Raw genomic sequence first — 21,638 nt, forward strand, 5'->3', positions numbered from 1 at the left:
GGCGGGAAGGATCAGGGCAAGCAGCGGAAGGAGCAGGCGTTTCACTTGGGCAGTCTCCGGATCAGGGCGCTCGTGTCCTGCCGATGGCCGCCCATCGCCTGGACGTCGGCATAGAATTGGTCGACCAGCGCCGCCACTGGCAGCACCGATCCGTTGGCGCGCGCTTCGTCGAGCGCGAGGCCGAGGTCCTTGCGCATCCAGTCGACGGCAAGGCCGAAATCGAATTGTTCCTGCGCCATCGTCTTCCAGTGATTGGTCATCTGCCAGCTCGACGCGGCGCCGCCCGAGATCGATTCATAGACCTTGTCGAGATCGAGGCCCGCCGCCTGGGCGAATCTGATCCCTTCGGCGAGGCTCTGGATGATGCCCGCGAAGGTGATCTGGTTGACCATCTTGGTCGTCTGCCCGGCGCCGGCCGGGCCGACATGGACGATGCGCGACGCATAGGCGCCGAGCAGCGGGGCCGCCGCCGTCATGGCGGCATCCGATCCGCCACACATCACGGCGAGCGTGCCGCTTTCCGCGCCCACCTGCCCGCCGGTGACCGGAGCGTCGACGATATGCAGCCCCAGGCTCTTGCCCTCGACGGCAAGCTGGCGCGCGATCCGCGCCGATACCGTGGTGTGATCGATAAAGACCGATCCCTTGCGCATCGCGCGGAATGCGCCCTCGCGGCCCAGCGTGACCTCGGCCAGGTCGTCGTCGTTGCCGACGCAGGTGATCACCGCATCGGCGCCCGCCGCCGCACTGGCCGGATCGGGCGCGGCGGTGCCGCCATGGGCTGCGACCCAGGCGTCCGCCCGGGCGCTCGTGCGGTTGTAGACGGTGAGTATGTGCCCGGCCTTCGCCAGATGCCGCGCCATCGGGCCGCCCATCACCCCGATGCCGATGAATGCAATCTTCGCCATGCGGGCCTGCATAGCATCGTTTCCGGTGCGGGCCAGTGGATCATCAGGATGGATCGCGGCTTCGGTCGTGGCAATTGAGTGCGTGCGCCAGATGGGCTAGGGGCCTCGGCCATCATGGCAAGCGAACCCATCCCCTCCGATCTCACGGCAGACCTGCCCGTGACCCTGCCCGACGTGCGCGCGGCGGCGGAGCGGATTAGCGGCGCGGTCGTCCGCACGCCCACATTGTTCAGTCAGACGCTCTCGAATCTGACCGGCGCGCGCGTGTGGCTGAAGTTCGAGAATCTGCAATTCACCGCCGCCTATAAGGAGCGCGGCGCGCTCAACACCCTGCTTCAGCTCGATGAGGGCGCGCGCCGTAACGGCGTGATCGCGGCGTCTGCGGGCAATCATGCCCAGGGCCTGGCCTATCATGGCGCCCGATTGGGCATCCCTGTCACCATCGTGATGCCCAAGCCGACGCCGATCGTGAAGGTGATGCAGACCGAAGGGCATGGCGCCACGGTGGTTCTGCACGGCGAGACCTTCGATGCCGCCTATGCGCATGCGCGTGAACTGGAAGTTGAACGTGGGCTCTCCTTCGTCCATCCGTTCGACATGCCTTCGATCATCGCGGGGCAGGGCACTGTCGCGCTCGAGATGCTGGAAGATGCGCCGGAGATCGACACGCTGGCGATCCCGATCGGCGGCGGCGGCCTCATCTCGGGCATGGGTGTCGCCGCCCGGGCGCTGAAGCCGGAGCTGACGCTGATCGGCATTCAGGCCGAGCTTTATCCCAGCATGTACAACCGCGTGAAGCATGCGGCGCTGCCCTGCGAGGGCGATACGCTGGCGGAAGGCATCGCCGTCAAATATCCTGGCGAGCTCACCGCGCGTTTCGTCGAGGCGCTGGTCGATGATGTATTGCTGGTCAGCGAGCGCAAGCTGGAGGAAGCGCTCAGCCTGCTGCTCCAGATAGAGAAGACTGTGGTCGAGGGCGGTGGCGCGGCGGGCCTAGCCGCTCTGCTTTGCTATCCCGAGCGCTTCCGTGGCCGTAATGTCGGCATTGTGCTGTCGGGTGGCAATATCGATACGCGGCTGCTGGCGAACGTGCTGTTGCGCGATCTGGCGCGGTCCGGCCGGCTGGCGCGGCTGCGCATCCGGTTGCAGGACCGGCCGGGCGCGCTGTTCCATGTCGCCAAGATCTTCCACGAGCAGCAGGTGAACATCATCGAGATCTATCACCAGCGCGTCTTCACCTCGCTGCCCGCCAAGGGCCTGATCACCGATATCGAATGCGAGACCAAGGATGCCGCCCATCTCGACGGGTTGATGGCGGCGCTGCGCGAGGGTGGTTATTCGGTAAGCATGGTGGAATTGGCCTGATCGACTTTTCGGGCCGGTTTTGTCCCGTTTTGAATCGCCCTGTCCTGTTTTGAATCGGATCCCGATCCGCTTTGATGGGGCGGGCGCATCTTTCGTGGTAAACGCGCTTTTCAACCTCGCATTGTGAATCCATAACTTCGAAACAAGGTGAAGCACTCGTAAAGGTTTCGGGGGAAAATTTCAGGTGAGCGCACCGTTCCGCTTTCCACGTTTTTTCGTGACCAGCCCCAGCCCATGCCCGTATCTGCCGGGCAAGGTGGAGCGGAAGGTTTTCACCGAGCTTTCCGGGCCGCATGCGGCGGAGCTCAACGATGCGCTCGGTCGCATCGGCTTTCGCCGCAGCCAGGGCGTCGCCTATCGGCCAAGCTGCGCTGATTGCCAGGCCTGCGTCTCGGTGCGTGTCGTCGCCGACGATTTCGTGCCCAGCGCCAGCCATCGCAAGCTGATGCGCCGCCAGGGCGACCTGCATGTCAGCGCCTGCAAGCCATGGTCGACGGGCGAGCAGTTCGATCTGCTGCAACGCTATCTCGGCGCGCGTCATCCCGGCGGCGGCATGGCCCAGATGGACGAGATCGATTATGCCGACATGGTCGAGCACACGCCCGTCAACAGCCACGTCATCGAATATCGCGAGCCGGCGGCCGATGGCGGGCCGGGGCGGCTGATCGGCGCCTGCCTGACCGACCAGCAGGCCGATGGCCTTTCGATGATCTACAGCTTCTTCGACGCCGCGCATGAAACCCGGCCGGGACTGGGCACTTTCATCATCCTCGACCATATCCGCCGCGCCGCGAGTGCGGGCCTGCCCTATGTCTATCTGGGCTACTGGATCCACGGTTCGCAGCGCATGGCGTACAAGACCAATTTTCGTCCGATCGAGCGGCTGACGCCGGGTGGCTGGGAAGTCTTCGAGCCGCCGGTACCGGGTTTCGTCGAACGCCGCTCGCGCGAACGCGAGACCGTGTTCAGCTAGAGTGATTTCGAGGCAGGTGGACTCACCTGCCGGCTCGGAAATCACGGCAACTGGATATCGGATTTATCTCAGTTCGGCGGAGCCTCCGTCCCCGTCGCCACATCGATCACCCGGCCGCCATCATAGGCGAGCACGCCGGGGATGGCGGCGAGCCGGCTGATCAGCAGCGTATTGGGATCGACGAAGGGGCCGATGGCGCGGAAGCGGGCGGGCAGTGTCCTTGCCGGATCGAGTCCAGCGGGCACATCCTCCCCGGCGCGTCGCGGGCGCAACGCGATCGCCCAGAGCACATAGTCCATCAGTGCGCTCGGCCCCTGATCGACCTCGCCGGCCAATTCGGGAATGGGCGACGGATCCGCGGCGCGGCCCACGATCATCGTGCCCAGATCGGTCACCCGTCCCGCCTCGGCGGTGAAACCGACGGTGCCCAGGCAGAAACATTGATAGAGGAAGCCCGCGAACCCCTCTCCATAGAAGATATAGTCGCCGGGCGGCACCTCGGCGAGCACGGTCGCGGTCTTGCCGGCCGAAGCGATCGGCTTTTTCGCGGTCAATTCGTAGAAATTGGGGCGGCCTTCATGGACGAAGCCGAAGGATTCGAGCGGTCCGGCCTTTTCGCCGGCCCTGGCATGAGCGGCCCGTTTCGCCGCGTCATAGGCCTCGATTTCGGCCTTGTCCGGAATGCGCAGGATATCGGCGGAGAATTTGCTGATACTGGTGTCGAACCGCAGCAGCACATAGGCGCGATCGGGCTTGAGTTCGAGCGACTCTCCCGCCTGGATCTGGCGGAAATCGGTGGAGAGGTTGGTTTTCGCAAAGGCCGGCATGGCGATGCCGAGCGCGAGGCAGACCGGCAGGATCAACAAACGCACGATCATGGCGTGACCCTCGGCGTGGGCGGAGTGGGGCCGGCGGCGATCAGCGCCTGCAGGCGGATTGATCGGGTGGCATCGTCCGAATTGAGCTGCTTCCAGACCGTTTCAGACGTGCGGTAACGCGCATAGCCGCGCGGCAGCATGCAGCGATAGAGCCGCGACTGGCGTACGCTGCGGTCGAGCGGACCGGCGATGATCGCGCCGATCGCGTCGCCGACGAGTCCATAGGGATTGACGTCATAGGGCGCCGCGCGCGGCGCGTCGATCTGGCGCCAGGGCACGAAGCCCGGTGCACGGCGCTGGACACCGCGCGCCAGGAAGCGCCAGCAGAAGGCGAGATCGGCCTCCGCTTGTTCGGCGGTGACATCCGGCTTGTGAAACACCACATATTTGCGCGCGTCACCGAGTTCCTTGGCGGGTATGTCGAGCGCGGGCGGGGCATCGCCCGTTTGCGCGCCCGCCGCAACCGGCGTCGCCAGGGAAAGCGCGGTGATCATCCGAAAATGCCAGGATCGCATGTCGTTTCCTAAAACCACATATCTCGGACGCATCTGCCGTCATTCGGCAGATCGTCGAAGCTGTCGAGGCCGTCGAAATGGTCGATTGGCAGATGGGCGACCGCATCCGGCGCCGCCAGCCGCAGATTGACCGCGATGCGGCGCCGTCCATCCTCTTCCAGACGCAGGCCGCGCCAGCAGATCACGCCACCACAGCTCGGGCAGAAACGGATCTCAAGCGCCGGATCGGCCTTGCCTGGACGCCGATAGGCGGTGCTCTGACCGAAGATACGGATCCGTTCGTCTTCAAAATCATAGGCCCAGAGGGCGCCATAGCGGCGACAGAGCGTGCAATTGCATGCGGTGGCGGGCCCGGGATCGCCCTCCAGCGTCCAGCCGGCAGCACCGCAATGGCACGCGCCCTCAAGCATCGATCTCTCCCGTTGCGACGCCGATCGGTCTGGAGTCGTGACGCGATCTGCGTCATCATCCGATCTTCCACGGGGGAGGCGGCGTTTCAATGGGGTATGGGTTGCGTTCGACGGCGATGGCCGCGCTCTGGCTTGCGCTGGCAAATGGTGCATATGCGCAAGGTGGTGCGCCGAAACCCGCCGGCGATGCCGCGCCCGCCGCTTTCAAGGGCACGGTGGCGCGTGCGGGGCTGATGCGTGTCAATGTCGATGCCGATGGCGGCCGCGTGCTCGTCACCTTGCCTGCACCGCAAGCGGACGGCATCGCCGCGCGCTATCTTTACACGCCGATGTTGCGATCGGGGCTGGGCGCGGCGCCGGCTGTGCTCGATCGCGGGCGGATCGGTGACACACAGCTTTTGGTCTTTCGTCGCATCGGCAAGAAGATCGCGATCGAATTCGAGAATCCGCGCTTCCGTGTGCCCAATGCGCCGGGCGCGCGGTCACCTGATTTCGCGACGTCGCTGGTTTGGATGGGGGATATCGCGCATGTCGCCGCTGACGGCGCGATCACGGTCGATATCACGTCGTTCCTTGCCGCCGACATCCTCGGCATCGCGCGCGCGCTGGGGCAGGAGGGCGATGTGTTCGGCACCGGCAGCGGCCCGCAGGGCGCGGGGCGTGGCTTCCGCCTGGATCCCGCGCTCTCGGCCGTCGATGCGGGCTCGACGAAGGTCTTCCCCGGCAATGTCGAAATCGACGCGATCCAGACCTACGTCTCCGATCAGCCGGGCGACGAAGTGGCGAATATCGCGCCCGATCCGCGCCGGGTGACGTTGGGCGTCCATCACAGCTTCATGGCCCTGCCACCACCGGGTTTCCGGCCGCGCCCGCTCGATCCGCGTGTCGGCGGCATTTCCAGCCAGGCGGTGGATTATGGCGCATCGCTGGGTGCGGACGTGGTGCGCGACTATGCCAATCGCTACCGGCTCGAAAAGCTCGATCCCGCTGCACCACGCTCGCGCGTCAAGACGCCGATCATCTGGTATGTCGATCGCGCCGCTCCGGAGCCGATCCGTTCGGCGTTGATCGAGGGCGGCAATTGGTGGGGCAAGGCTTTCGATGCCGCCGGCTATATCGACGCGTTCGAGGTGCGGTTGCTGCCAGAAGGCGCTGACCCGCTCGATGCGCGCTACAATATGATCAACTGGGTCGATCGCGCGACGCGCGGCTGGGCCTATGGCCAGCAGATCGTCGATCCGCGCACGGGGGAGATCGTGCGTGGCATGGTCGTGCTCGGCTCCGAACGCGCGCGCCAGGATATCGAGATCTATCAGGGGCTGGTGGGCACGGCGATGACCGGCCGGGGCGGTCCCAACGATCCGGCACAGCTCGCACTCGCCCGATTGCGCCAGTTGAGCGCGCATGAGATCGGCCATTCGATCGGCTTCCAGCATAATTTTGCGGCGAGCACGCAGGATCGCGCATCGGTGATGGATTATCCGGCTCCGCGCATCGGCCTGGTCGACGGGAAGCCCGACCTGTCCGACGCCTATGGCGTGGGCATCGGTGCCTGGGACGTGGCGAGCGTCGACTGGCTCTATGGTGAGCCTGTGCCCGGCGTGGACGCCCAAGCCGCACTCGATGCCAAGGCCGCGGCGATCGTCGCCGCCGGCTGGCGCTATGTGCAGGACGACAATGCGCGCGCCGCCGATACCGGCCAGCCTTGGGCGGCGCTGTGGGACGACGGCCCCGATCCCGTCGCCGAGCTCGACCGGATGATGGCCGTGCGCCGCGCCGCGATCGACAATTTCGGGCTGCGCAACCTCGCGCCCGGCGAAACCGTCGCCAATCTGCGCCGCCGATTCGTGCCGATCTATCTGCTCCATCGCTATCAGATGATCGCGGCTGCCAAGGCGGTGGGCGGCGTCGATTTCGCTTATTCGGTGGCGGGCGACGGTCGCGAGACCGCCGCACCCGCGCCCGCCGCCGTTCAGCGTGCGGCGATCACGGCGGTGCTGCGGACGATCGCACCCGAGGCGCTGCGCCTGCCCGCCGCGACATCGCTGCTATTGTCAGCGCCGCGCAATGGCACGAGCAATCGCCAGTTCGATATCGAGCTGTTCGGCACGGCGGGCGGCCCGGTGTTCGACCCGTTGGTCGCCGCGGACACAGCCGCGTCGATGACGCTCGGCACCTTGCTCGCATCGAAGCGGCTTGCCCGGCTGGAGATCCAGCACGCCGCCGATACCGCCATGCCCGGCGTTTCGGATTTGCTCGATGCGATCGAGGCGCAGGCGCTGAACCTTCGAGGCGACGCGCTCGGCCGCCGCCTCGCCACGCGCGCGATCGTCACGATGGCGCAGGCCGCGCGCCGGGCGGATACCCCGCCCGAGGCGGCGTCGCTTCTCGGAGACCGCGTCCACCGCATCGCGCAGTTCCTGGCGAAAGGACAGAGCAGGGCGGACGCCGACGAGCGCGCCTGGGCGGCGCAGCTCTCGCGCCAGCTTCTCGACCCCGAGGCACTCGACCGGCTCGTCGCCGAACGCCCGCGCGCACCCGCGATCCCGCCGGGTGATCCGATCGGGGATACTGATTGGATGGGGCCGCCGGGACGCTGAATCTGCGCCGGCACGATTTGGTCGTACAAGGCCGAGCCGGACATAGGCGGTTCCAATTGGCGGCGAAACTGTCTAGCATTCGGTATCGCAGGCAGTTCGTTCGTAGGCGCTCGCGGCTGAGAGACCTTCGTGCTCCCGCTTACATATTGGGGGGCTGCCATGACGGATATGACAGCCGGTCGTGGGGGGACGGTCCTCGGCGAACCGATCCGGAATACGGCAGTCGATCGTGCTCACGACACATTGCGGCGGGGCGCGCGCTTCCTGGGTGCCGGGCTGTCTGCGTTGCCGGATGAGTGTGGCGGAGTGACGGCCGGATATCGCGCCAAGGTGCTCGGAAATGGATTGCGGGAGCTGGATCGATTTCTCAACATATTGATCGAGGAAGTGGCGCATGCCTGCGGCGCTCCCGGTCCGCCAAACGAGCGGAACACCGCGAACAAGCTACGCCGGCTGCGCGGTGCATTGCGGATCGGCGATGCCGATCATGGCCGCCTCACCGCGCTGGGGCGGTCACGCGATTGCTTGTTTCACTGCTCCGGCCGGGTTGGTCGAGGTGACCGACCGGACGATTCCATGATCACCGCGGGTTGGCCGAGAAACACGCCCTACCGCGTTGCCGTTGGCGGAGAATTGATCATGGCGGCTGGTGAACTTGCGGAAATTTGCGACTTTTATGTCGTCATAGCGGATAGCCTGGTGCCCCTGGCATCCTTGCCGCGTCGAGCCGCCTGAAAAACCGGGAATGATCGGGTTTGGGTCGAACCCTTAATCCGCCGGCATGAACGGCGGATCCGGTATCGTGGCGCGCGCTTCGTTGAGCAGCATGCCCCAGCGCACCGACAGGTCGTTGAAGTATCGATCGTCCCAGTCGATGCGGCGGCGGATGTCCGGCTGGGTACGGTCCGCCGGGATCACGATCAGATCGAGCGGGCGGCCGACCGCCAGGTTGGAGCGCATCGTGCTGTCGAACGAGATCAGCCCCACCTTCACCACCTCACCGAGCGAGGTGGTGTAGGAAAGCGCGCGATCGAGGATCGGCTTGCCGTATTTGGTCTCGCCGATCTGCAGGAACGGCGTTTCCGGATAGCATTCGATGAAATTGCCCTGGCTGTAGATCATGTAGAGGCGAAGCTGTTCGCCGCCGATGCTGCCGCCGATCAGGAAGGAGACGCCGGTGTTGATGCTGGTGCCTTGCAGCGTGCTTTCCAGGTCGCTGCGGGCATGGTGAATCGCCTCGCCGACAAGCTGCGCCGCACGGAAGATCGTTGGCATGTCCTCGATCCGCCGTACCTGGCCTTCATGCTGGGGATCGGGCAGTCCTTCGCGCAGCATCGCCAGCGCGGACTGGGTGACCGAGAGATTGCCCGCCGTCATGCCCACCACGATGCCGCGTTCGCTGTCTTCCAGCATGTGCAGCTTGCGATAGGTGGAGATGCTGTCGACACCCGCATTAGTCCGCGTGTCGGCGATCATCACCAGGCCGGCCTCGACGAGCATTCCAACGCAATAGGTCATCGATCGTCTAGTTCTGCTGCTGGCTCTGGGACATGCTGACGCGCACCGCGACGGACAGATTCTCGTGGCCGCCGCCTGTGCGCGCCCCGGATAGCGGAGCCGCGGCGGCATAGTCCAGTCCCGTCGCGACCCGCACATAGGCATCATCCGCGCAGATGCCGTTGGCGGGATCGAAGCCGATCCAGCCGAAACCCTCGACATGCGCCTCGGTCCAGGCATGGGCGGCGGGCTGTTCCGCCAATCCGTCACGGCGGAACAGATGCCCCGATACATAGCGTGCCGGCGTTCCCATGGCGCGCGCCGCCGCGCAGAAGATATGCGCGAAATCCTGGCAGACGCCATGGCCGGCGTCGAAAGCGGCGCCCGCATCGGTATCGACCTGGGTCTTGCCTGGATCGAAGCGCAGCCGCCGGTTGAGTTCGCGGTTCAGCAGGTGCAGCCGGGACAATTCGTCCTTCTCCACCTCGGTGAGGCGCGTGGCGAGATCGGCGATCGCGGCATTGGGCCGGCTAAGCGGCGTCGAGCGCAGGAATAGCGTGGGCGGCAGCGGCTCTGGCGCGTCGCGGATCACGCCGGCGGTGTCGTCGGTGAACACCTCTCCCCACACATTGACGCTGACGTGATCGACCGGGCCCGGGACATAGAGCATCGTCACCTTGTTGCCATAGCCGTCGACATGGTTGCGCAGCCGCGCGTCGCATTCCACGTCGAGCGTCCAGTTGACGATGATCTGCCCGGCATGGCTGTCCGGCGTCACGCGCAGCAACTGGATGATCCGCGTCTGCGGCTGGCTGAACCGATAGTCGGTACGATAGTCGATCGTCAGGTGCATCGGGGCCTCAGGTGAACCGGAACTGCTCGGCGATCGCGGCATCCAGCTCGTTATTGTCACGAATGAAGCCCAGCAGGAACTGGTGGAGCCCGTTCTGGAAGACGCTGTCGATGGTCAGCCGTTCCAATGCCGCCTCGCGCCGGCGTGCCAGCCGGTCGGCCTGACCCTGCTTGCCGATCGCACCCGCGATGGCGCTGAGCATCTGGCTCGCCTCGTCCGCTGTCGCGACCAGTGATCGCGGCATCGCGCGCCGGAAGATCAGCATTTCCGCGACCAGCCAGGGCTTCAGTCCCTCTGGATAGAGCATGTGATAGGCGGTGCGCGCGGAAACGACCTGCAACAGGGTCAGCCATTGGTCGCGGTCGATCAGGCCGCCCACTCTCTCACCCTCGGGCAGCAGCAGGTGATATTTCACGTCGAGCAGCCGGGCGGTCGCCTCGCCACGCTCGATGATCGATCCCAGCTTCACGAACCAATAGGATTCGCTGTGGAGCATGCGGTTGATCGCGCCTTCGAAGCCGCGTGCCTCCGCCTTGATCTGGTCGGCCAGGTTGAGCGTCGCCTGGGTGCCGCCCGTGCTGGTGCGGCCCTTCAGATTGTTCCAGGCGCGATTGATCGTTTCCCATGCCTCGCGCGTCAGCGCGACGCGGGCGGCGCGGGCATTGGAACGCGCGGTCTGGATGCACGATCGGATCGAACTGGGATTGTTCTCGTCGAGCGCCAGATAGCGGCTGACATGCATGGGCGAGATATTCTCCCCCGTCGCCTTGAAGCCTTGCGCGGCGGACGCGACGGCCAGCGCGCTCGTCCAGGCGCCCATGCCAGCGGGGCGGGCGGAGAGCGAGTCGAGCCGGATCGTCGCTTCCAGCAGCCGCGCGGTGAATTCGGCGCGTTCGACATAGCGGCCGATCCAGTAGAGATTGGCGGCGGTGCGCGACAGCATGATCAGGCTCATCGCGTCGCTCCCAAAGATTGGGATTGCGACTGGGACTGGCCAGCGCCATCGTCCATCAGGACGAAACTGTCCTTTGTGCCGCCGCCCTGGCTGGAATTGACGACCAGTGATCCTTCCTTGAGCGCGACGCGCGTCAGCCCGCCCGGCGTGACGGTGATGCCGTCACGGCCCGTGAGCAGGAAAGGCCGGAAATCAACATGGCGCGGGGCGATGCCCTTGGCGGTCCAGGTCGGCACCGTCGACAGTGCCAATGTCGGCTGAGCGATGTAGCGCGCGGGCTCGGCCTTCAGTGCGGCGCGAAACGTCTCGATCTCGTCACGGCTCGCGGTGGGGCCGACGAGCATGCCGTAGCCGCCCGAGCCATCGACGAGCTTCACGACAAGCTGCTCGAGATTGTCGAGCACATATTTGAGCGCTTGCGGTTCGCGGCAGCGCCAGGTCTCGACATTGGGCAGCTTGGCCTCGCCGCCCGAATAATATTTCACGATCTCCGGCATATAGCTGTAGATCGCCTTGTCGTCGGCGATGCCGGTGCCGGGCGCGTTGACGATGGTGACGTTGCCTGCCTGCCAGGCGGACATGAGCCCGGCGACGCCCAGCATCGAATCCGGGCGGAAAACGAGGGGATCGAGGAAGTCGTCATCGACGCGGCGATAGATCACGTCCACGCGCACCCGGCCAGAGATGGTGCGCATGTAGACGACGTCCTCGTCGACTTCGAGGTCGGATCCCTCGACCAGCGCGATGCCCATCGTATCGGCGAGGAAGCTGTGTTCGTAAAAGGCCGAGTTGAAATGGCCGGGAGTCAGCAGCACGCAAACCGGATCGCGCCGCGCGCTTTCGGGCGCGACTGAAACGAGAGTGCGGAACAGCGAGTCGTTATAGGTATCGACCGGGCGGATCGGATAGGTTTCGAACAGTTCCGGGCACAGCCGCAGCATCGCCTCGCGATTCTCGATCATGTAGCTGACGCCCGAGGGCGTGCGGGCATTGTCCTCCAGCACGAAGAACGCGTCGGGGCCGGTACGAACCAGGTCGATGCCGCAGATATGCGCATGGATGTCGTGCGGCGGCCGTGCGGCGGAGGCGGGGATGCAATATTGCGGGTTGGTGAAGATCAGCTCGGGCGGGATGATGCCGTCCGCCAGGATGCGCTGCGGCCCGTATATGTCCTTCAGGAAGGCGTTGAGCGCCTCGACGCGCTGCACCAGGCCTTCGGAAAGCGATGTCCATTCCGTGGCGGTGAAGATGCGTGGCACGATATCGAAGGGGATGATGCGTTCCGCGCTGTCTTCTTCGCCATAGACGGCGAAGGTGATGCCGAGATCACGGAAATATTGCTCGGCGGCGCCCTGTCTTCGTTCGAATTCGGCGCGCGGGGTCGCCTTTGTCCAGGCGGCCAGTTCCTCCAGGCCCGGTCGGGCATGGCGCCGTGCGCCGAAGCCCCAGATCTCGTCGAATGTCCCGCGTGATGCCATGCCCGTGATATCGAACCCGCTTCCCCAGTTGCGTTCCGAACGCGAGACTGCACGGCTTTGTTGCATCGCACAAGGGGGCGTTCATGTGGTCAAAGCACGAAGTTGCCTTCGATGACGGTGACGCAGCGGCCGCCCAGGATCACGCGATCGCCATCGAGCCGGCAGGTCAGGTGGCCGCCGCGCCGGCTGGCCTGATAAGCGGTGAATTTGGTGCGCCCCAGTCGCTTCGCCCAATAGGGCACGGAAACGGCATGCGCCGATCCGGTCACCGGATCCTCGTCGACCCCGACGCCGGGGCCGAAGGCGCGGCTGACGATATCGGTCAGGTCACCCGGCGCGGTGACGATCGTCAGCACGTCGTCGTCCGCCGCGAGCGCGCGGAAATCGGGTCGGATCGCGCGGACGGTCGCTTCGTTCTCGACCACGATCAGGCCGTATCGGCTCGAATGCCACAAAGTCTCGACCGCGCTCGAGAGCCCGAGTGCCGCGACCAGATCGGGTAGCGGCCTGGGCTCGGGCGTCCAGGCGGGCAGGGCGAGCGCATAGCCGTCATCCGCGCGCGCGACTTCGAGAATACCCGCCCGGCGCGTGCGGAAGCGCACCCCGGACCGCGCCGGATTACCCGAGAGCACGACATGCCCGCTCGCCAGCGTCGCATGGCCGCATAAGGTCACTTCGCCCGTCGGTGTGAACCAGCGTAGCTCGTAATCGGCGTCGCCGCTGGTGTCCGGCAGGATGAAGGCGGTTTCGGAGAGATTATTCTCCATCGCAATCGCCAGCAGGACATCGTCGGAGAGCCAGGCGTCGAGCGGGACCACCGCCGCCGGATTGCCGGTGAAGGGCCGGTCCGCAAAGGCGTCGACCTGGATGATGGGCAGCTTCATTGTGGCGTCTCCCTCAACCGTTCGTCATCCTCGCCCGCACGGTCGACCTGGCCGTCCGGATCGGGGTGGATCAGGATCTCGACATCGGGAAATTCGATGGCGAGTTTCGCCTCCACTTCGTCCATGATGCGATGCGCCTCGGCGACGGTCAGGTCGGGATCGACGCGGACATGGAACTGGACGAAATCCTGCGAACCGCTGGTGCGCGTGCGCAGATCGTGGATATCGACCAGTTCGGGGTGCCGCGCCGCGATCTCGAGGAAGCGCGCGCGCCTGTCGGCGGGCCATTCCTTGTCCATGAGTTGGTCGAGCGCCTGGGACGAGGCGCGCCAGGCGCCATAAAGCAGCCACAGCGCGATCAGCACGCCGAACACCGGATCGGCGCCTGCCAGCCCGAGATATTGATCGATGACGAGTGCTGCGATCACCGCGCCGTTCAGCAACAGGTCGCTTTGGTAATGGACATTGTCGGCGCGGATCGCGACCGAGCGGGTCCGTGCGATCACGCTGCGCTGATAGGCGACAAGGCCGAGCGTGAACACGATCGCGACGGTGGAGACGCCGATGCCATATTCGGCATTGGCGGTGGTATCGCCCGCCATCAATCGCGACACCGCACGGGCGGCGATCGCCAGCGCGGAAACCGTGATGACGACCACCTGGAACATCGCGGCGATCGCTTCCGCCTTGCCATGACCGAAGCGATGCCCCTCGTCGGCGGGCTGGGCGGCGATATGGACGCCGAACAGGGTGACGAGCGACGCTAATATGTCGAGGCCGGTATCGGCGAGCGATCCGAGCATGGCCACCGATCCGGTCGCCCAGGCCGCATAGCTTTTGAGCAACAGCAGGATGAAGGCGACCGAGAGGCTCGCGATCGCCGCGTTGCGCGTCAGCCGCGCGCGTTCGGCCGGCGTCGCTGCCACGGTCATGGATAGAGGAGCGTCTCGCTCCATCCTCCACCGGCCGACGCGTCGGTGCGCAGGAAAAGCCGGCGCTCATGCAACCGATACTCGCGATCCTGCCAGAATTCGATGCGCTCTGGCGTCACCAGATAGCCAGACCAGTGCGGTGGGCGGGGGACGTCGCCACCCTCGAACCGGGCCTTCGCCTCGTCGAATCGACGCTCGAAGGTCTCGCGTGCATCCAGCGGGCGCGATTGGTCCGACGCCCAGGCGCCGAGCTGCGAATCGCGGTGGCGGGTCGCGAAATAAGCGTCCGCCATCGCATCGCTGACGGTCGAGACCGGACCTTCGATTCGCACCTGTCGGCGCAGCGATTTCCAGTGGAACAGCAGGGCGGCATTGGGGCTGGCGGCAAGCTGTTCGGCCTTGCGGCTCTGTTGGTTGGTGTAGAAGACGAAGCCTTCGGGGCCATGGCCCTTCAGCAGCACCATGCGTACCGATGGGCGGCCTTCGCCATCGACGGTGGCGAGCGCCATCGCATTGCTGTCGTTGATCTCGCTGGCGCGCGCGGCCGCGAACCAGTCGTCGAAAAGGGCGAAGGGATCCTGCGTCATGACTGCGGTTTAGGCGATTGCGCGGCGATGCCAAAGGGCCAGTTGCATGGGGTTGGCGTTCATGCCGGCCCAATCGCTTGTCTCCGTTTGGGATCGAACCATTCGCCATGGTTGCCGGGAGCCGCGCCACGCACTAGCTAGGCGGCATGGCAGATCCTTATGCGACTTTGGGCGTGGCCCGCGGGGCCAGCGAGGCCGAGATCAAGAAGGCCTATCGTGGGCTGGCGAAGGAGCTTCATCCCGATCGCAACAAGGACAATCCGAAGGCGACTGAGCGCTTCGGGCAGGTCACGGCCGCCTATGACCTGTTGACCGACAAGGACAAGCGCGCGCGCTTCGATCGTGGGGAGATCGATGGCGACGGCAATCCCACATCGCCCTTCGGCTTCGGTGGCGGCCATCCCGGTGGCGGGCGGGGGAGCGGATCGCAGCATTTCGAGTTTTCGGAAGAAGGGCTCGATCTCGGCGACATCTTCGACGGCCTGTTCGGCGGTGGCGGACGCCAGCGTTCGAGCGGTGGTTTCGGCGGTTTTGGCGGGCAGCGCCGCGCGCCGCCGCAAAAAGGCGGCAATGTCTCGTACCGGCTGGCGGTGGCGTTCGAGGATGCCGCGGCGCTGAAGCCGCAGCGCATCACCCTGCAGGATGGCGCGACGATCGATCTGAAGCTGCCGAGCGGGGTGGAGACCGGCACGCAGATGCGGTTGGGCGGTAAGGGCCAGCCCGGGCCGGGCGGGCCGGGCGATGCGATCGTCACTGTCGAGGTGCGGCCGCACCGTTTCTTCACGCGCGATGGCGACAATGTCCGCGTCGATCTGCCCGTCACCCTGTCCGAAGCCTTGCTCGGCGCGAAGGTGAAGGTGCCCACGGTCGACGGGCCGGTGATGCTTGGCATCCCTGCGGGTTCGAATTCGGGCAAGGTGCTGCGGCTTAAGGGCAAGGGATTTCATGGCAAGTCCGGCACGCGCGGCGACCAGCTTGTCACGCTGATCGTCGATATTCCCGCCGATGACGCGGCGCTCAATGCGTTCGTCAGCGACTGGAAGGGAGACGCCGCGCGAAACCCGAGGGCCGCGCTCGGCGTTTGATCCCCGATGCAGAACATATCGCCCCAATCGCCGGAGGAGAGGCGCAAGCGGCTCTCCGGTGCGCGGGCCGCATTCGATCGGATCAGGCCGGGCACCTATCCCTTCACCGTCGCCAAGCGTGTCGCTATCGGCGTCTATAGCGACGGCTTCATTCACGCGGGGAACCTCGCCTATCTGGCGCTGGTCACATTGTTTCCCTTCTTCATCGTCGCGGCGGCGGTCGCGCGCCTTTTCGGGCGTACCGAGGATGGGCTGCATGCCGTCGATGCATTTCTGCGCACGGTGCCGCCCGGCGTGGCGGAAGTGTTGGCCAAGCCGATCGGCGATGTGCTGAGCGCTCGCTCGGGCTCGCTGCTGTGGCTGGGCGCGCTTGTCGGCCTGTGGACAACGGGCAGCTTCATCGAGACGATCCGTGACATTCTGCGCCGTGCCTATGGAGTCCGTTATTCACGGCCCTTCTGGGAATATCGGCTGGGATCGATCGGGCTGATCGTCGGGTCGGTCGTTCTGGTCATGATCGCATTCAGCTTCCAGGTGATCCTGCTCGCGGCGGAGCAGTTCATCATCCGCGTGCTTCCGGTCGAATCGGAACTCGCCAATCTCGTGACCTTTTCGCGCGCGGCGCCGGGGCTCGCGCTGTTCGCCGCGATGTACATGCTGTTCGTGTCGCTGACGCCCAAGGCGTATCGCGGTCGCGAATATCCGAAATGGCCCGGTGCGCTGATCGTCACCGCCTGGTGGCTGGGCGTCAGCGCACTGCTGCCGATGGCGATCGCCCATTTCGGTTCGTACGATCTGACATATGGAAGTCTCGCTGGTGTCATGATCTCGCTCATTTTCTTCTATCTTGTTGGCTTCGGCGTGGTTATCGGGGCCGAACTCAATGCGGCGCTGGCTGAAAGCCCAGGGACGCGGCGCGGGGACGACAGTCCGGCGCCGGTGGCGAAGGCAGCGTCGTCGACAGTTACGGAGGACGTGTGAACGGCTTGATGACCGGAAAGCGCGGGCTGATCATGGGGCTCGCCAACGATCGCTCGCTGGCATGGGGGATTGCGCAGCAACTGCGCGCGGCGGGCGCGGAGCTTGCCTTCAGCTACCAGGGCGAGGCGATGGAGAAGCGGGTGCGCCCGCTTGCCGAGCAGGTCGGTTCGGATCTGCTGATCGATTGCGACGTGTCGGACATGGCGAATCTCGACGCGGCGTTCGCGACGCTGGCGGCGCGCTGGCCGACGATCGATTTCGTCGTCCACGCCATCGGCTATTCGGACAAGAACGAGCTGCGCGGCCTGTATGTCGACACCAGCCTCGACAATTTCCTGATGACGATGAACATCTCCGCCTACAGCTTCGTCGCGGTGGCGCAGCGCGCGCGCGCGATGATGCCGAATGGCGGGGCGCTGCTGACGCTCAGCTATTATGGCGCGGAGAAGGTGATCCCGCACTATAACGTCATGGGCGTGGCGAAGGCCGCGCTGGAAACCAGCGTCAAATATCTGGCGATGGACCTGGGACCGGAGAATATCCGCGTCAACGCGATCTCCGCCGGGCCGATCAAGACGCTGGCGGCATCGGGCATCGGCGATTTCCGCTACATCCTGAAGTGGAACGAGCTGAACTCACCGCTGCGTCGCAACGTCACGATCGACGATGTCGGCGGCGCCGGCCTGTATCTGCTGAGCGATCTCGCCAGCGGCGTGACTGGCGAGACGCATCACGTGGATGCGGGCTATCACGTCATCGGCATGAAGGCCGAGGACGCGGCGGACATCGCCCTGGCTTAGGGCTTTCTCCCCTTTTGTGGGGAGAGGGGGAGAAGGGCATGAGCTTCAACACGTTCGGTCGCGTGTTCCGCTTCACGAGTTGGGGCGAATCGCACGGGCCCGCGCTTGGCGCGGTCGTTGACGGCTGCCCGCCGGGGCTTGCCCTGTCCGAAGCCGATATCCAGCCCTTTCTCGACAAGAGGCGGCCCGGTCAGTCGCGTTTCACGACGCAAAGGCAGGAACCCGATCAGGTCCGTATACTGTCGGGCGTGTTCGAGGGGCGGACGACCGGTACGCCCATCTCTTTGATGATCGAGAATATCGACCAGCGTTCGAAGGATTATTCGGAGGTCGCCAAGGCTTATCGCCCCGGTCATGCCGATTATGCCTATGACGCCAAATACGGCTTTCGCGACTATCGCGGCGGCGGGCGCAGTTCCGCGCGCGAGACGGCGGCGCGCGTGGCCGCGGGTGCGGTGGCGCGGCTAGCTATCCCCGAAGTGTCGATCCTGGCCTGGGTGTCCGAGATCGGCGGCGACGCCGTTGATCCGGCGCGCTTCGATCCGCGCGAGATCGAGCGCAATCCGTTCTTCTGCCCCGATCCCCAGGCTGCGATCCGCTGGGAGAAGCTGGTCGATGATGCGCGCAAATCGGGATCGTCGCTGGGCGCGGTGATCGAATGTGAGTGTGTTGGCGTGCCCCCCGGATGGGGCGCACCGCTCTACGCGAAGCTCGACAGCGAACTGGCCGCGGCGATGATGAGCATCAATGCGGTAAAGGGCGTCGAAATCGGCGACGGCTTCGCGGCTGCGCGCCTGACTGGCGAGCAGAATGCCGATCCGATGCGCCCCGGCAATGAGGGGCCGATATTCTTGGCCAATCATGCCGGGGGCATCGCCGGCGGCATTTCCACCGGTCAGCCGGTGCGGTTGCGCGTGGCGTTCAAGCCGACCAGCTCGATCCTGACGCCGGTCGAGACGATCGACCGCGATGGCGCGGCATCTGAAATCCGGACCAAGGGGCGGCATGACCCCTGTGTCGGGATCAGGGGCGTGCCCGTGGTCGAGGCGATGGCGGCGCTGGTGCTCGCCGACCAGAAATTGCTCCATCGCGCCCAGTGCGGTGGCTGAACCCGCCGGTTCCGCCATCCGTCCCGCACATCCAACGCCCTGTCTTCGCCGCTCGGCGGGCGGGGCCGCTGCCGGGATGAACCGCGCATCCTAAGCGCGTGCGCGACGTTGGTTCGTCGCTGATCAAGGCACGCTAGAGCGATTTCCAGTCAGATGATTTTATCTGACGACTCGGAAATCGTGGCGAAACAAAAACTTAGAGCGGTCGATCCGATTCAATCGGATCGACCGCTCTAGTCAGGAGTTTTCATGCGCAATCTCATCATCTTCGCGGGCTCGGCCCTGTTCTTCGCCGGTGCTGCCCAGGCCCAGGATACGGCCGCCCAGCCGCCCCAGGCACCCGTCGAAACCACCACGCAGGATGCTGCGGCGCCGGCCGACCCTGTTGCGCAGCCCGCCGATCCGATGGCGCAGCCGGCCGAGGCGCCGAGCGACAGCGCGGCCCCGCCCGCCGACGAGACGGATCACAGCAAGCACAAGAAGGGCAAGAAGAAGGAAAAGAGCCCCGAATAACCGGGCCTGTCCGAAGATCGATCAGGCCGGCCACCAAAGGTGGTCGGCCGTTTTGCAATGTATCAGCCGCGCCGGATGCCGATCACCGTGCCCTTGGCGCCGCTCAGATCCAGCCGGAACTCGAAATCGGGCCAGCGTTGCCGCCAGCGCTGGAGCAGGATGCGTTCGCCGGGGCGGGCGCCGTCGTCGAGCAGTACCACGCCGCCGGGCGAAATGCGATCGAACAGGCATTCGGCGGCACCACGCACCTGGGGATGAATGGTCCAGGGTGGGCCGTCGATCACCAGCATGTCGATGCGATCGGGCAGGGCGGTGATGTCGTACCAATAGCCCGGCCAGTCGCCGGGTGCCGGCCGTAGCGCGGCGCCGCGCATATCGGCGTCCATGCCATGCTCGTTGAGCCAGCCGCGCGTGGCCTCGACGAAATCCTGATGCTGGTCGAAGCTGACGAGGCGTCCCCCGCCATGGAGCTGGAGTGCGCGCGCGGTGACGAAGGAAGACGCACCGGCACCCAGCTCGACGACGACAGCGGGTCTTGCCCGCTCGATCTGATCCACGATCAGACCGAGCAATGCCGTATCCGCCTTCCAGCTTCCGAGATTGGGCAATGAATCATGAGGCAGTCCGAGCCGGTCGAGCAATGCGATCTTGTCGCGGGGGCGTCCACCCGAAAGGCTGCGCAGCAGCCATGGCCATCCGATCGCGCCGAAAAGCAGGATATGCGCCCAGTCGGTGAGCGAGGTGACGATCTCCCGCGCCTGCGCGCCGTGCGATCGCGGCAGCAGCCCGGTGGCGTCGCGCGTGGTCATATAAGGGTGCTACACGGCATCCCACGCCAAACAAGCCGGGTCGGCTTCGGTTCCCCGTACGCCGGAACCCGGTGAGCGTGACTCACCCGGCTCCGGCACGATGAACGGAGTCAGATATCAGTCCGAGAAGGGGTCGCGGACGAGGATAGTGTCTTCGCGCTCGGGGCTCGTCGAAACCAGCGCGACGGGGCACTGGATCAGTTCCTCGATACGGCGGATATATTTGATCGCCTGCGCCGGAAGCTGCGCCCAACTGCGTGCTCCCGCCGTCGATTCCTGCCAGCCTTCGATCATTTCGTAGATCGGTTCGACAGCGGCCTGATCGGCGGCATTGCTCGGATAATGGTCGATCACCTGCCCGCGCAGCCGGTATCCGGTGCAGATGCCGACTTCGTCGAAGCCGTCGAGCACGTCGAGCTTGGTGAGGGCGATGCCGGTGACGCCCGATACCGCGACCGATTGGCGCACCAGCACCGCGTCGAACCAGCCGCAGCGGCGTTTACGGCCGGTGACGGTACCGAATTCATGGCCGCGCGTGCCCAGGCGCTCGCCGATCTCGTTTTCCTGCTCGGTCGGGAAGGGGCCGGAACCGACGCGCGTCGTATAGGCCTTTGCGATGCCGAGCACGAAGCCGACCGCACCGGGGCCAAGGCCCGATCCGCCGGCGGCGGTGCCGGCGATGGTGTTGGACGAGGTGACGAACGGATAGGTGCCGTGATCGACGTCGAGCAGCACGCCCTGCGCGCCTTCGAACAGGATGCGGCGGCCGCGCTTGCGCGCGTCGTTGAGCATCAGCCAGACCGGCTTGGCGAAGGACAGCACAAAATCGGCGATCTCGCGCAATTCGGCGAGCAATGCCTCGCGGTCGACGGGCGGTTCACCGAAGCCGGCGCGCAGTGCGTCGTGATGCGCGGTCAGCCGGTCGAGCTGCGGACCGAGATCGTCGAGATGCGCCAGGTCGCAGACGCGGATCGCGCGGCGGCCGACCTTGTCCTCATAGGCCGGGCCGATGCCGCGGCGCGTCGTGCCGATCTTGCCGGCGCCGCTCGCATCCTCGCGCAGCGCGTCGAGATCGCGGTGAAAGGGCAGGATCAGCGCGCAATTGTCGGCGATGTGCAGCGTTTCGGGCGTCACCTTCACGCCCTGGCCGGTCAACTTCTCGACTTCGGCCTTGAGTGCCCAGGGATCGAGCACCACGCCGTTGCCGATCACGCTGGGCGTGCCGCGCACGATGCCGGAGGGCAACAGCGACAGCTTGTAGACATTCTCGCCGATCACCAGCGTGTGGCCAGCATTGTGGCCGCCCTGGAAGCGGACGACCATGTCGGCGCGCTCGGCGAGCCAGTCGACAATCTTACCCTTGCCCTCGTCGCCCCATTGAGCGCCGATTACCGCGACATTTGCCATGAATGCGAGTCTCCGCCTGCCGAGCGGATCCGGGACGCCCTTCGACAGGACTCGGCGACCGGATATGATGGGTGCGGGTATTTACCCGCGTTCGGGCGC

Annotated in this window: 22 protein-coding genes; 9 read left to right on the top strand and 13 right to left on the bottom strand. The window is 65.6% G+C overall.

Annotation, left to right across the window (positions count from 1 at the left end):
- Nucleotides 1-41: 41 nt before the first annotated feature.
- Entirely contained in the window at nucleotides 42-908 is an 867-nt protein-coding gene (locus ACODTA_RS14455; protein WP_489066611.1) for an NAD(P)-dependent oxidoreductase, read from the bottom strand.
- Between the two features lie 114 nt (nucleotides 909-1,022).
- Here ACODTA_RS14455 and ACODTA_RS14460 point away from each other — a divergent pair, with 114 nt between their 5' ends.
- Together ACODTA_RS14460 and ACODTA_RS14465 are read left to right on the top strand one after the other, a co-directional pair.
- Nucleotides 1,023-2,273 (top strand): threonine ammonia-lyase, encoded by a 1,251-nt coding sequence (locus ACODTA_RS14460; RefSeq protein WP_489066612.1) that lies wholly within the window; start codon nucleotides 1,023-1,025, stop codon nucleotides 2,271-2,273.
- A 184-nt stretch (nucleotides 2,274-2,457) separates the two neighbouring features.
- On the top strand, nucleotides 2,458-3,246 hold the full coding sequence (locus tag ACODTA_RS14465) for an arginyltransferase (RefSeq protein ID WP_489066613.1): 789 nt from the start codon (nucleotides 2,458-2,460) through the stop codon (nucleotides 3,244-3,246).
- Nucleotides 3,247-3,314: 68 nt separating this feature from the next.
- On the opposite strand, the gene ACODTA_RS14470 is transcribed toward ACODTA_RS14465, so the two are convergent.
- The 3 genes from ACODTA_RS14470 to ACODTA_RS14480 are packed head-to-tail and all read right to left on the bottom strand — an operon-like array spanning nucleotide 3,315 to nucleotide 5,049.
- Entirely contained in the window at nucleotides 3,315-4,124 is an 810-nt protein-coding gene (locus ACODTA_RS14470; RefSeq protein WP_489066614.1) for a hypothetical protein, read from the bottom strand.
- Nucleotides 4,121-4,639: a hypothetical protein gene (locus tag ACODTA_RS14475; RefSeq protein WP_489066615.1), complete on the bottom strand. Its 519-nt coding sequence runs from the start codon at nucleotides 4,637-4,639 to the stop codon at nucleotides 4,121-4,123. The genes ACODTA_RS14470 and ACODTA_RS14475 overlap by 4 nt, the downstream gene beginning before the upstream one ends.
- 8 nt (nucleotides 4,640-4,647) lie before the next feature.
- Nucleotides 4,648-5,049, bottom strand: coding sequence for a GFA family protein (locus tag ACODTA_RS14480; RefSeq protein WP_489066616.1), 402 nt, complete (start codon nucleotides 5,047-5,049; stop codon nucleotides 4,648-4,650).
- 89 nt (nucleotides 5,050-5,138) lie between these two features.
- On the opposite strand from ACODTA_RS14480, the gene ACODTA_RS14485 reads away from it, so the two are divergent.
- The gene (locus tag ACODTA_RS14485; protein ID WP_489066617.1) at nucleotides 5,139-7,649 is read left to right on the top strand and encodes a zinc-dependent metalloprotease; all 2,511 of its coding nucleotides are present in this window, start codon (nucleotides 5,139-5,141) and stop codon (nucleotides 7,647-7,649) included.
- Between the two features lie 159 nt (nucleotides 7,650-7,808).
- Nucleotides 7,809-8,384: a hypothetical protein gene (locus ACODTA_RS14490; protein WP_489066618.1), complete on the top strand. Its 576-nt coding sequence runs from the start codon at nucleotides 7,809-7,811 to the stop codon at nucleotides 8,382-8,384.
- Nucleotides 8,385-8,417: 33 nt separating this feature from the next.
- Here the strand turns inward: ACODTA_RS14490 and ACODTA_RS14495 are convergent, their stop codons facing one another.
- From ACODTA_RS14495 to pdxH, 7 genes are all read right to left on the bottom strand, one after another.
- Nucleotides 8,418-9,167 carry a proteasome-type protease gene (locus ACODTA_RS14495; protein ID WP_489066619.1) on the bottom strand — a complete coding sequence of 250 codons (750 nt, stop codon included), beginning with the start codon at nucleotides 9,165-9,167 and terminating at the stop codon, nucleotides 8,418-8,420.
- A gap of 7 nt (nucleotides 9,168-9,174) precedes the next feature.
- A complete protein-coding gene (locus ACODTA_RS14500) occupies nucleotides 9,175-9,999 on the bottom strand; it encodes a transglutaminase family protein (RefSeq protein ID WP_489066620.1) in 825 nt (274 codons plus the stop codon).
- A gap of 7 nt (nucleotides 10,000-10,006) precedes the next feature.
- A complete protein-coding gene (locus ACODTA_RS14505; RefSeq protein WP_489066789.1) occupies nucleotides 10,007-10,942 on the bottom strand; it encodes an alpha-E domain-containing protein in 936 nt (311 codons plus the stop codon).
- A gap of 8 nt (nucleotides 10,943-10,950) precedes the next feature.
- Nucleotides 10,951-12,432, bottom strand: a complete 1,482-nt coding sequence (locus tag ACODTA_RS14510) for a circularly permuted type 2 ATP-grasp protein (protein WP_489066790.1) — start codon at nucleotides 12,430-12,432, stop codon at nucleotides 10,951-10,953.
- 89 nt (nucleotides 12,433-12,521) lie between these two features.
- Nucleotides 12,522-13,316 carry a PhzF family phenazine biosynthesis protein gene (locus ACODTA_RS14515; RefSeq protein WP_489066621.1) on the bottom strand — a complete coding sequence of 265 codons (795 nt, stop codon included), beginning with the start codon at nucleotides 13,314-13,316 and terminating at the stop codon, nucleotides 12,522-12,524.
- Entirely contained in the window at nucleotides 13,313-14,248 is a 936-nt protein-coding gene (locus tag ACODTA_RS14520) for a cation diffusion facilitator family transporter (RefSeq protein ID WP_489066622.1), read from the bottom strand. The genes ACODTA_RS14515 and ACODTA_RS14520 overlap by 4 nt, the downstream gene beginning before the upstream one ends.
- Nucleotides 14,245-14,835, bottom strand: a complete 591-nt coding sequence (pdxH, locus tag ACODTA_RS14525) for a pyridoxamine 5'-phosphate oxidase (RefSeq protein ID WP_489066623.1) — start codon at nucleotides 14,833-14,835, stop codon at nucleotides 14,245-14,247. Before pdxH ends, ACODTA_RS14520 begins: the two co-directional genes overlap by 4 nt.
- 146 nt (nucleotides 14,836-14,981) lie before the next feature.
- Here pdxH and ACODTA_RS14530 point away from each other — a divergent pair, with 146 nt between their 5' ends.
- The 5 genes from ACODTA_RS14530 (at nucleotide 14,982) to ACODTA_RS14550 (ending at nucleotide 19,323) form a co-directional block, all read left to right on the top strand.
- Nucleotides 14,982-15,920: a DnaJ C-terminal domain-containing protein gene (locus ACODTA_RS14530; protein WP_489066624.1), complete on the top strand. Its 939-nt coding sequence runs from the start codon at nucleotides 14,982-14,984 to the stop codon at nucleotides 15,918-15,920.
- A gap of 6 nt (nucleotides 15,921-15,926) precedes the next feature.
- Nucleotides 15,927-16,901 (top strand): YihY/virulence factor BrkB family protein, encoded by a 975-nt coding sequence (locus tag ACODTA_RS14535; protein ID WP_489066625.1) that lies wholly within the window; start codon nucleotides 15,927-15,929, stop codon nucleotides 16,899-16,901.
- Nucleotides 16,898-17,701 carry an enoyl-ACP reductase FabI gene (gene fabI / locus ACODTA_RS14540; RefSeq protein WP_343228552.1) on the top strand — a complete coding sequence of 268 codons (804 nt, stop codon included), beginning with the start codon at nucleotides 16,898-16,900 and terminating at the stop codon, nucleotides 17,699-17,701. Before ACODTA_RS14535 ends, fabI begins: the two co-directional genes overlap by 4 nt.
- 38 nt (nucleotides 17,702-17,739) lie before the next feature.
- The gene (aroC, locus tag ACODTA_RS14545; RefSeq protein ID WP_489066626.1) at nucleotides 17,740-18,810 is read left to right on the top strand and encodes a chorismate synthase; all 1,071 of its coding nucleotides are present in this window, start codon (nucleotides 17,740-17,742) and stop codon (nucleotides 18,808-18,810) included.
- Between the two features lie 249 nt (nucleotides 18,811-19,059).
- The gene (locus ACODTA_RS14550; protein ID WP_489066627.1) at nucleotides 19,060-19,323 is read left to right on the top strand and encodes a hypothetical protein; all 264 of its coding nucleotides are present in this window, start codon (nucleotides 19,060-19,062) and stop codon (nucleotides 19,321-19,323) included.
- Nucleotides 19,324-19,385: 62 nt separating this feature from the next.
- Here ACODTA_RS14550 and ACODTA_RS14555 read toward each other — a convergent pair whose 3' ends face one another.
- Together ACODTA_RS14555 and ACODTA_RS14560 are read right to left on the bottom strand one after the other, a co-directional pair.
- Entirely contained in the window at nucleotides 19,386-20,132 is a 747-nt protein-coding gene (locus ACODTA_RS14555) for a class I SAM-dependent methyltransferase (protein WP_489066628.1), read from the bottom strand.
- Nucleotides 20,133-20,249: 117 nt separating this feature from the next.
- Nucleotides 20,250-21,539: an adenylosuccinate synthase gene (locus ACODTA_RS14560; protein ID WP_489066629.1), complete on the bottom strand. Its 1,290-nt coding sequence runs from the start codon at nucleotides 21,537-21,539 to the stop codon at nucleotides 20,250-20,252.
- Between the last annotated feature and the right edge of the window lie 99 nt (nucleotides 21,540-21,638).

The organism is Sphingomonas sp. FG14, assembly GCF_057809675.1.

Excerpts from the sequence above, each read along its gene's own strand:
- ACODTA_RS14455 (WP_489066611.1), bottom strand. The coding sequence starts at position 908 with ATGGCGAAGATTGCATTCATCGGCATCGGGGTGATGGGCGGCCCGATG.
- ACODTA_RS14460 (WP_489066612.1), top strand. The coding sequence starts at position 1,023 with ATGGCAAGCGAACCCATCCCCTCCGATCTCACGGCAGACCTGCCCGTG.
- ACODTA_RS14470 (WP_489066614.1), bottom strand. The coding sequence starts at position 4,124 with ATGATCGTGCGTTTGTTGATCCTGCCGGTCTGCCTCGCGCTCGGCATC.
- ACODTA_RS14475 (WP_489066615.1), bottom strand. The coding sequence starts at position 4,639 with ATGCGATCCTGGCATTTTCGGATGATCACCGCGCTTTCCCTGGCGACG.
- ACODTA_RS14480 (WP_489066616.1), bottom strand. The coding sequence starts at position 5,049 with ATGCTTGAGGGCGCGTGCCATTGCGGTGCTGCCGGCTGGACGCTGGAG.
- ACODTA_RS14485 (WP_489066617.1), top strand. The coding sequence starts at position 5,139 with ATGGGGTATGGGTTGCGTTCGACGGCGATGGCCGCGCTCTGGCTTGCG.
- ACODTA_RS14490 (WP_489066618.1), top strand. The coding sequence starts at position 7,809 with ATGACGGATATGACAGCCGGTCGTGGGGGGACGGTCCTCGGCGAACCG.
- ACODTA_RS14495 (WP_489066619.1), bottom strand. The coding sequence starts at position 9,167 with ATGACCTATTGCGTTGGAATGCTCGTCGAGGCCGGCCTGGTGATGATC.
- ACODTA_RS14500 (WP_489066620.1), bottom strand. The coding sequence starts at position 9,999 with ATGCACCTGACGATCGACTATCGTACCGACTATCGGTTCAGCCAGCCG.
- ACODTA_RS14505 (WP_489066789.1), bottom strand. The coding sequence starts at position 10,942 with ATGCTGTCGCGCACCGCCGCCAATCTCTACTGGATCGGCCGCTATGTC.
- ACODTA_RS14510 (WP_489066790.1), bottom strand. The coding sequence starts at position 12,432 with ATGGCATCACGCGGGACATTCGACGAGATCTGGGGCTTCGGCGCACGG.
- ACODTA_RS14515 (WP_489066621.1), bottom strand. The coding sequence starts at position 13,316 with ATGAAGCTGCCCATCATCCAGGTCGACGCCTTTGCGGACCGGCCCTTC.
- ACODTA_RS14520 (WP_489066622.1), bottom strand. The coding sequence starts at position 14,248 with ATGACCGTGGCAGCGACGCCGGCCGAACGCGCGCGGCTGACGCGCAAC.
- pdxH (WP_489066623.1), bottom strand. The coding sequence starts at position 14,835 with ATGACGCAGGATCCCTTCGCCCTTTTCGACGACTGGTTCGCGGCCGCG.
- ACODTA_RS14530 (WP_489066624.1), top strand. The coding sequence starts at position 14,982 with ATGGCAGATCCTTATGCGACTTTGGGCGTGGCCCGCGGGGCCAGCGAG.
- ACODTA_RS14535 (WP_489066625.1), top strand. The coding sequence starts at position 15,927 with ATGCAGAACATATCGCCCCAATCGCCGGAGGAGAGGCGCAAGCGGCTC.
- aroC (WP_489066626.1), top strand. The coding sequence starts at position 17,740 with ATGAGCTTCAACACGTTCGGTCGCGTGTTCCGCTTCACGAGTTGGGGC.
- ACODTA_RS14550 (WP_489066627.1), top strand. The coding sequence starts at position 19,060 with ATGCGCAATCTCATCATCTTCGCGGGCTCGGCCCTGTTCTTCGCCGGT.
- ACODTA_RS14555 (WP_489066628.1), bottom strand. The coding sequence starts at position 20,132 with ATGACCACGCGCGACGCCACCGGGCTGCTGCCGCGATCGCACGGCGCG.
- ACODTA_RS14560 (WP_489066629.1), bottom strand. The coding sequence starts at position 21,539 with ATGGCAAATGTCGCGGTAATCGGCGCTCAATGGGGCGACGAGGGCAAG.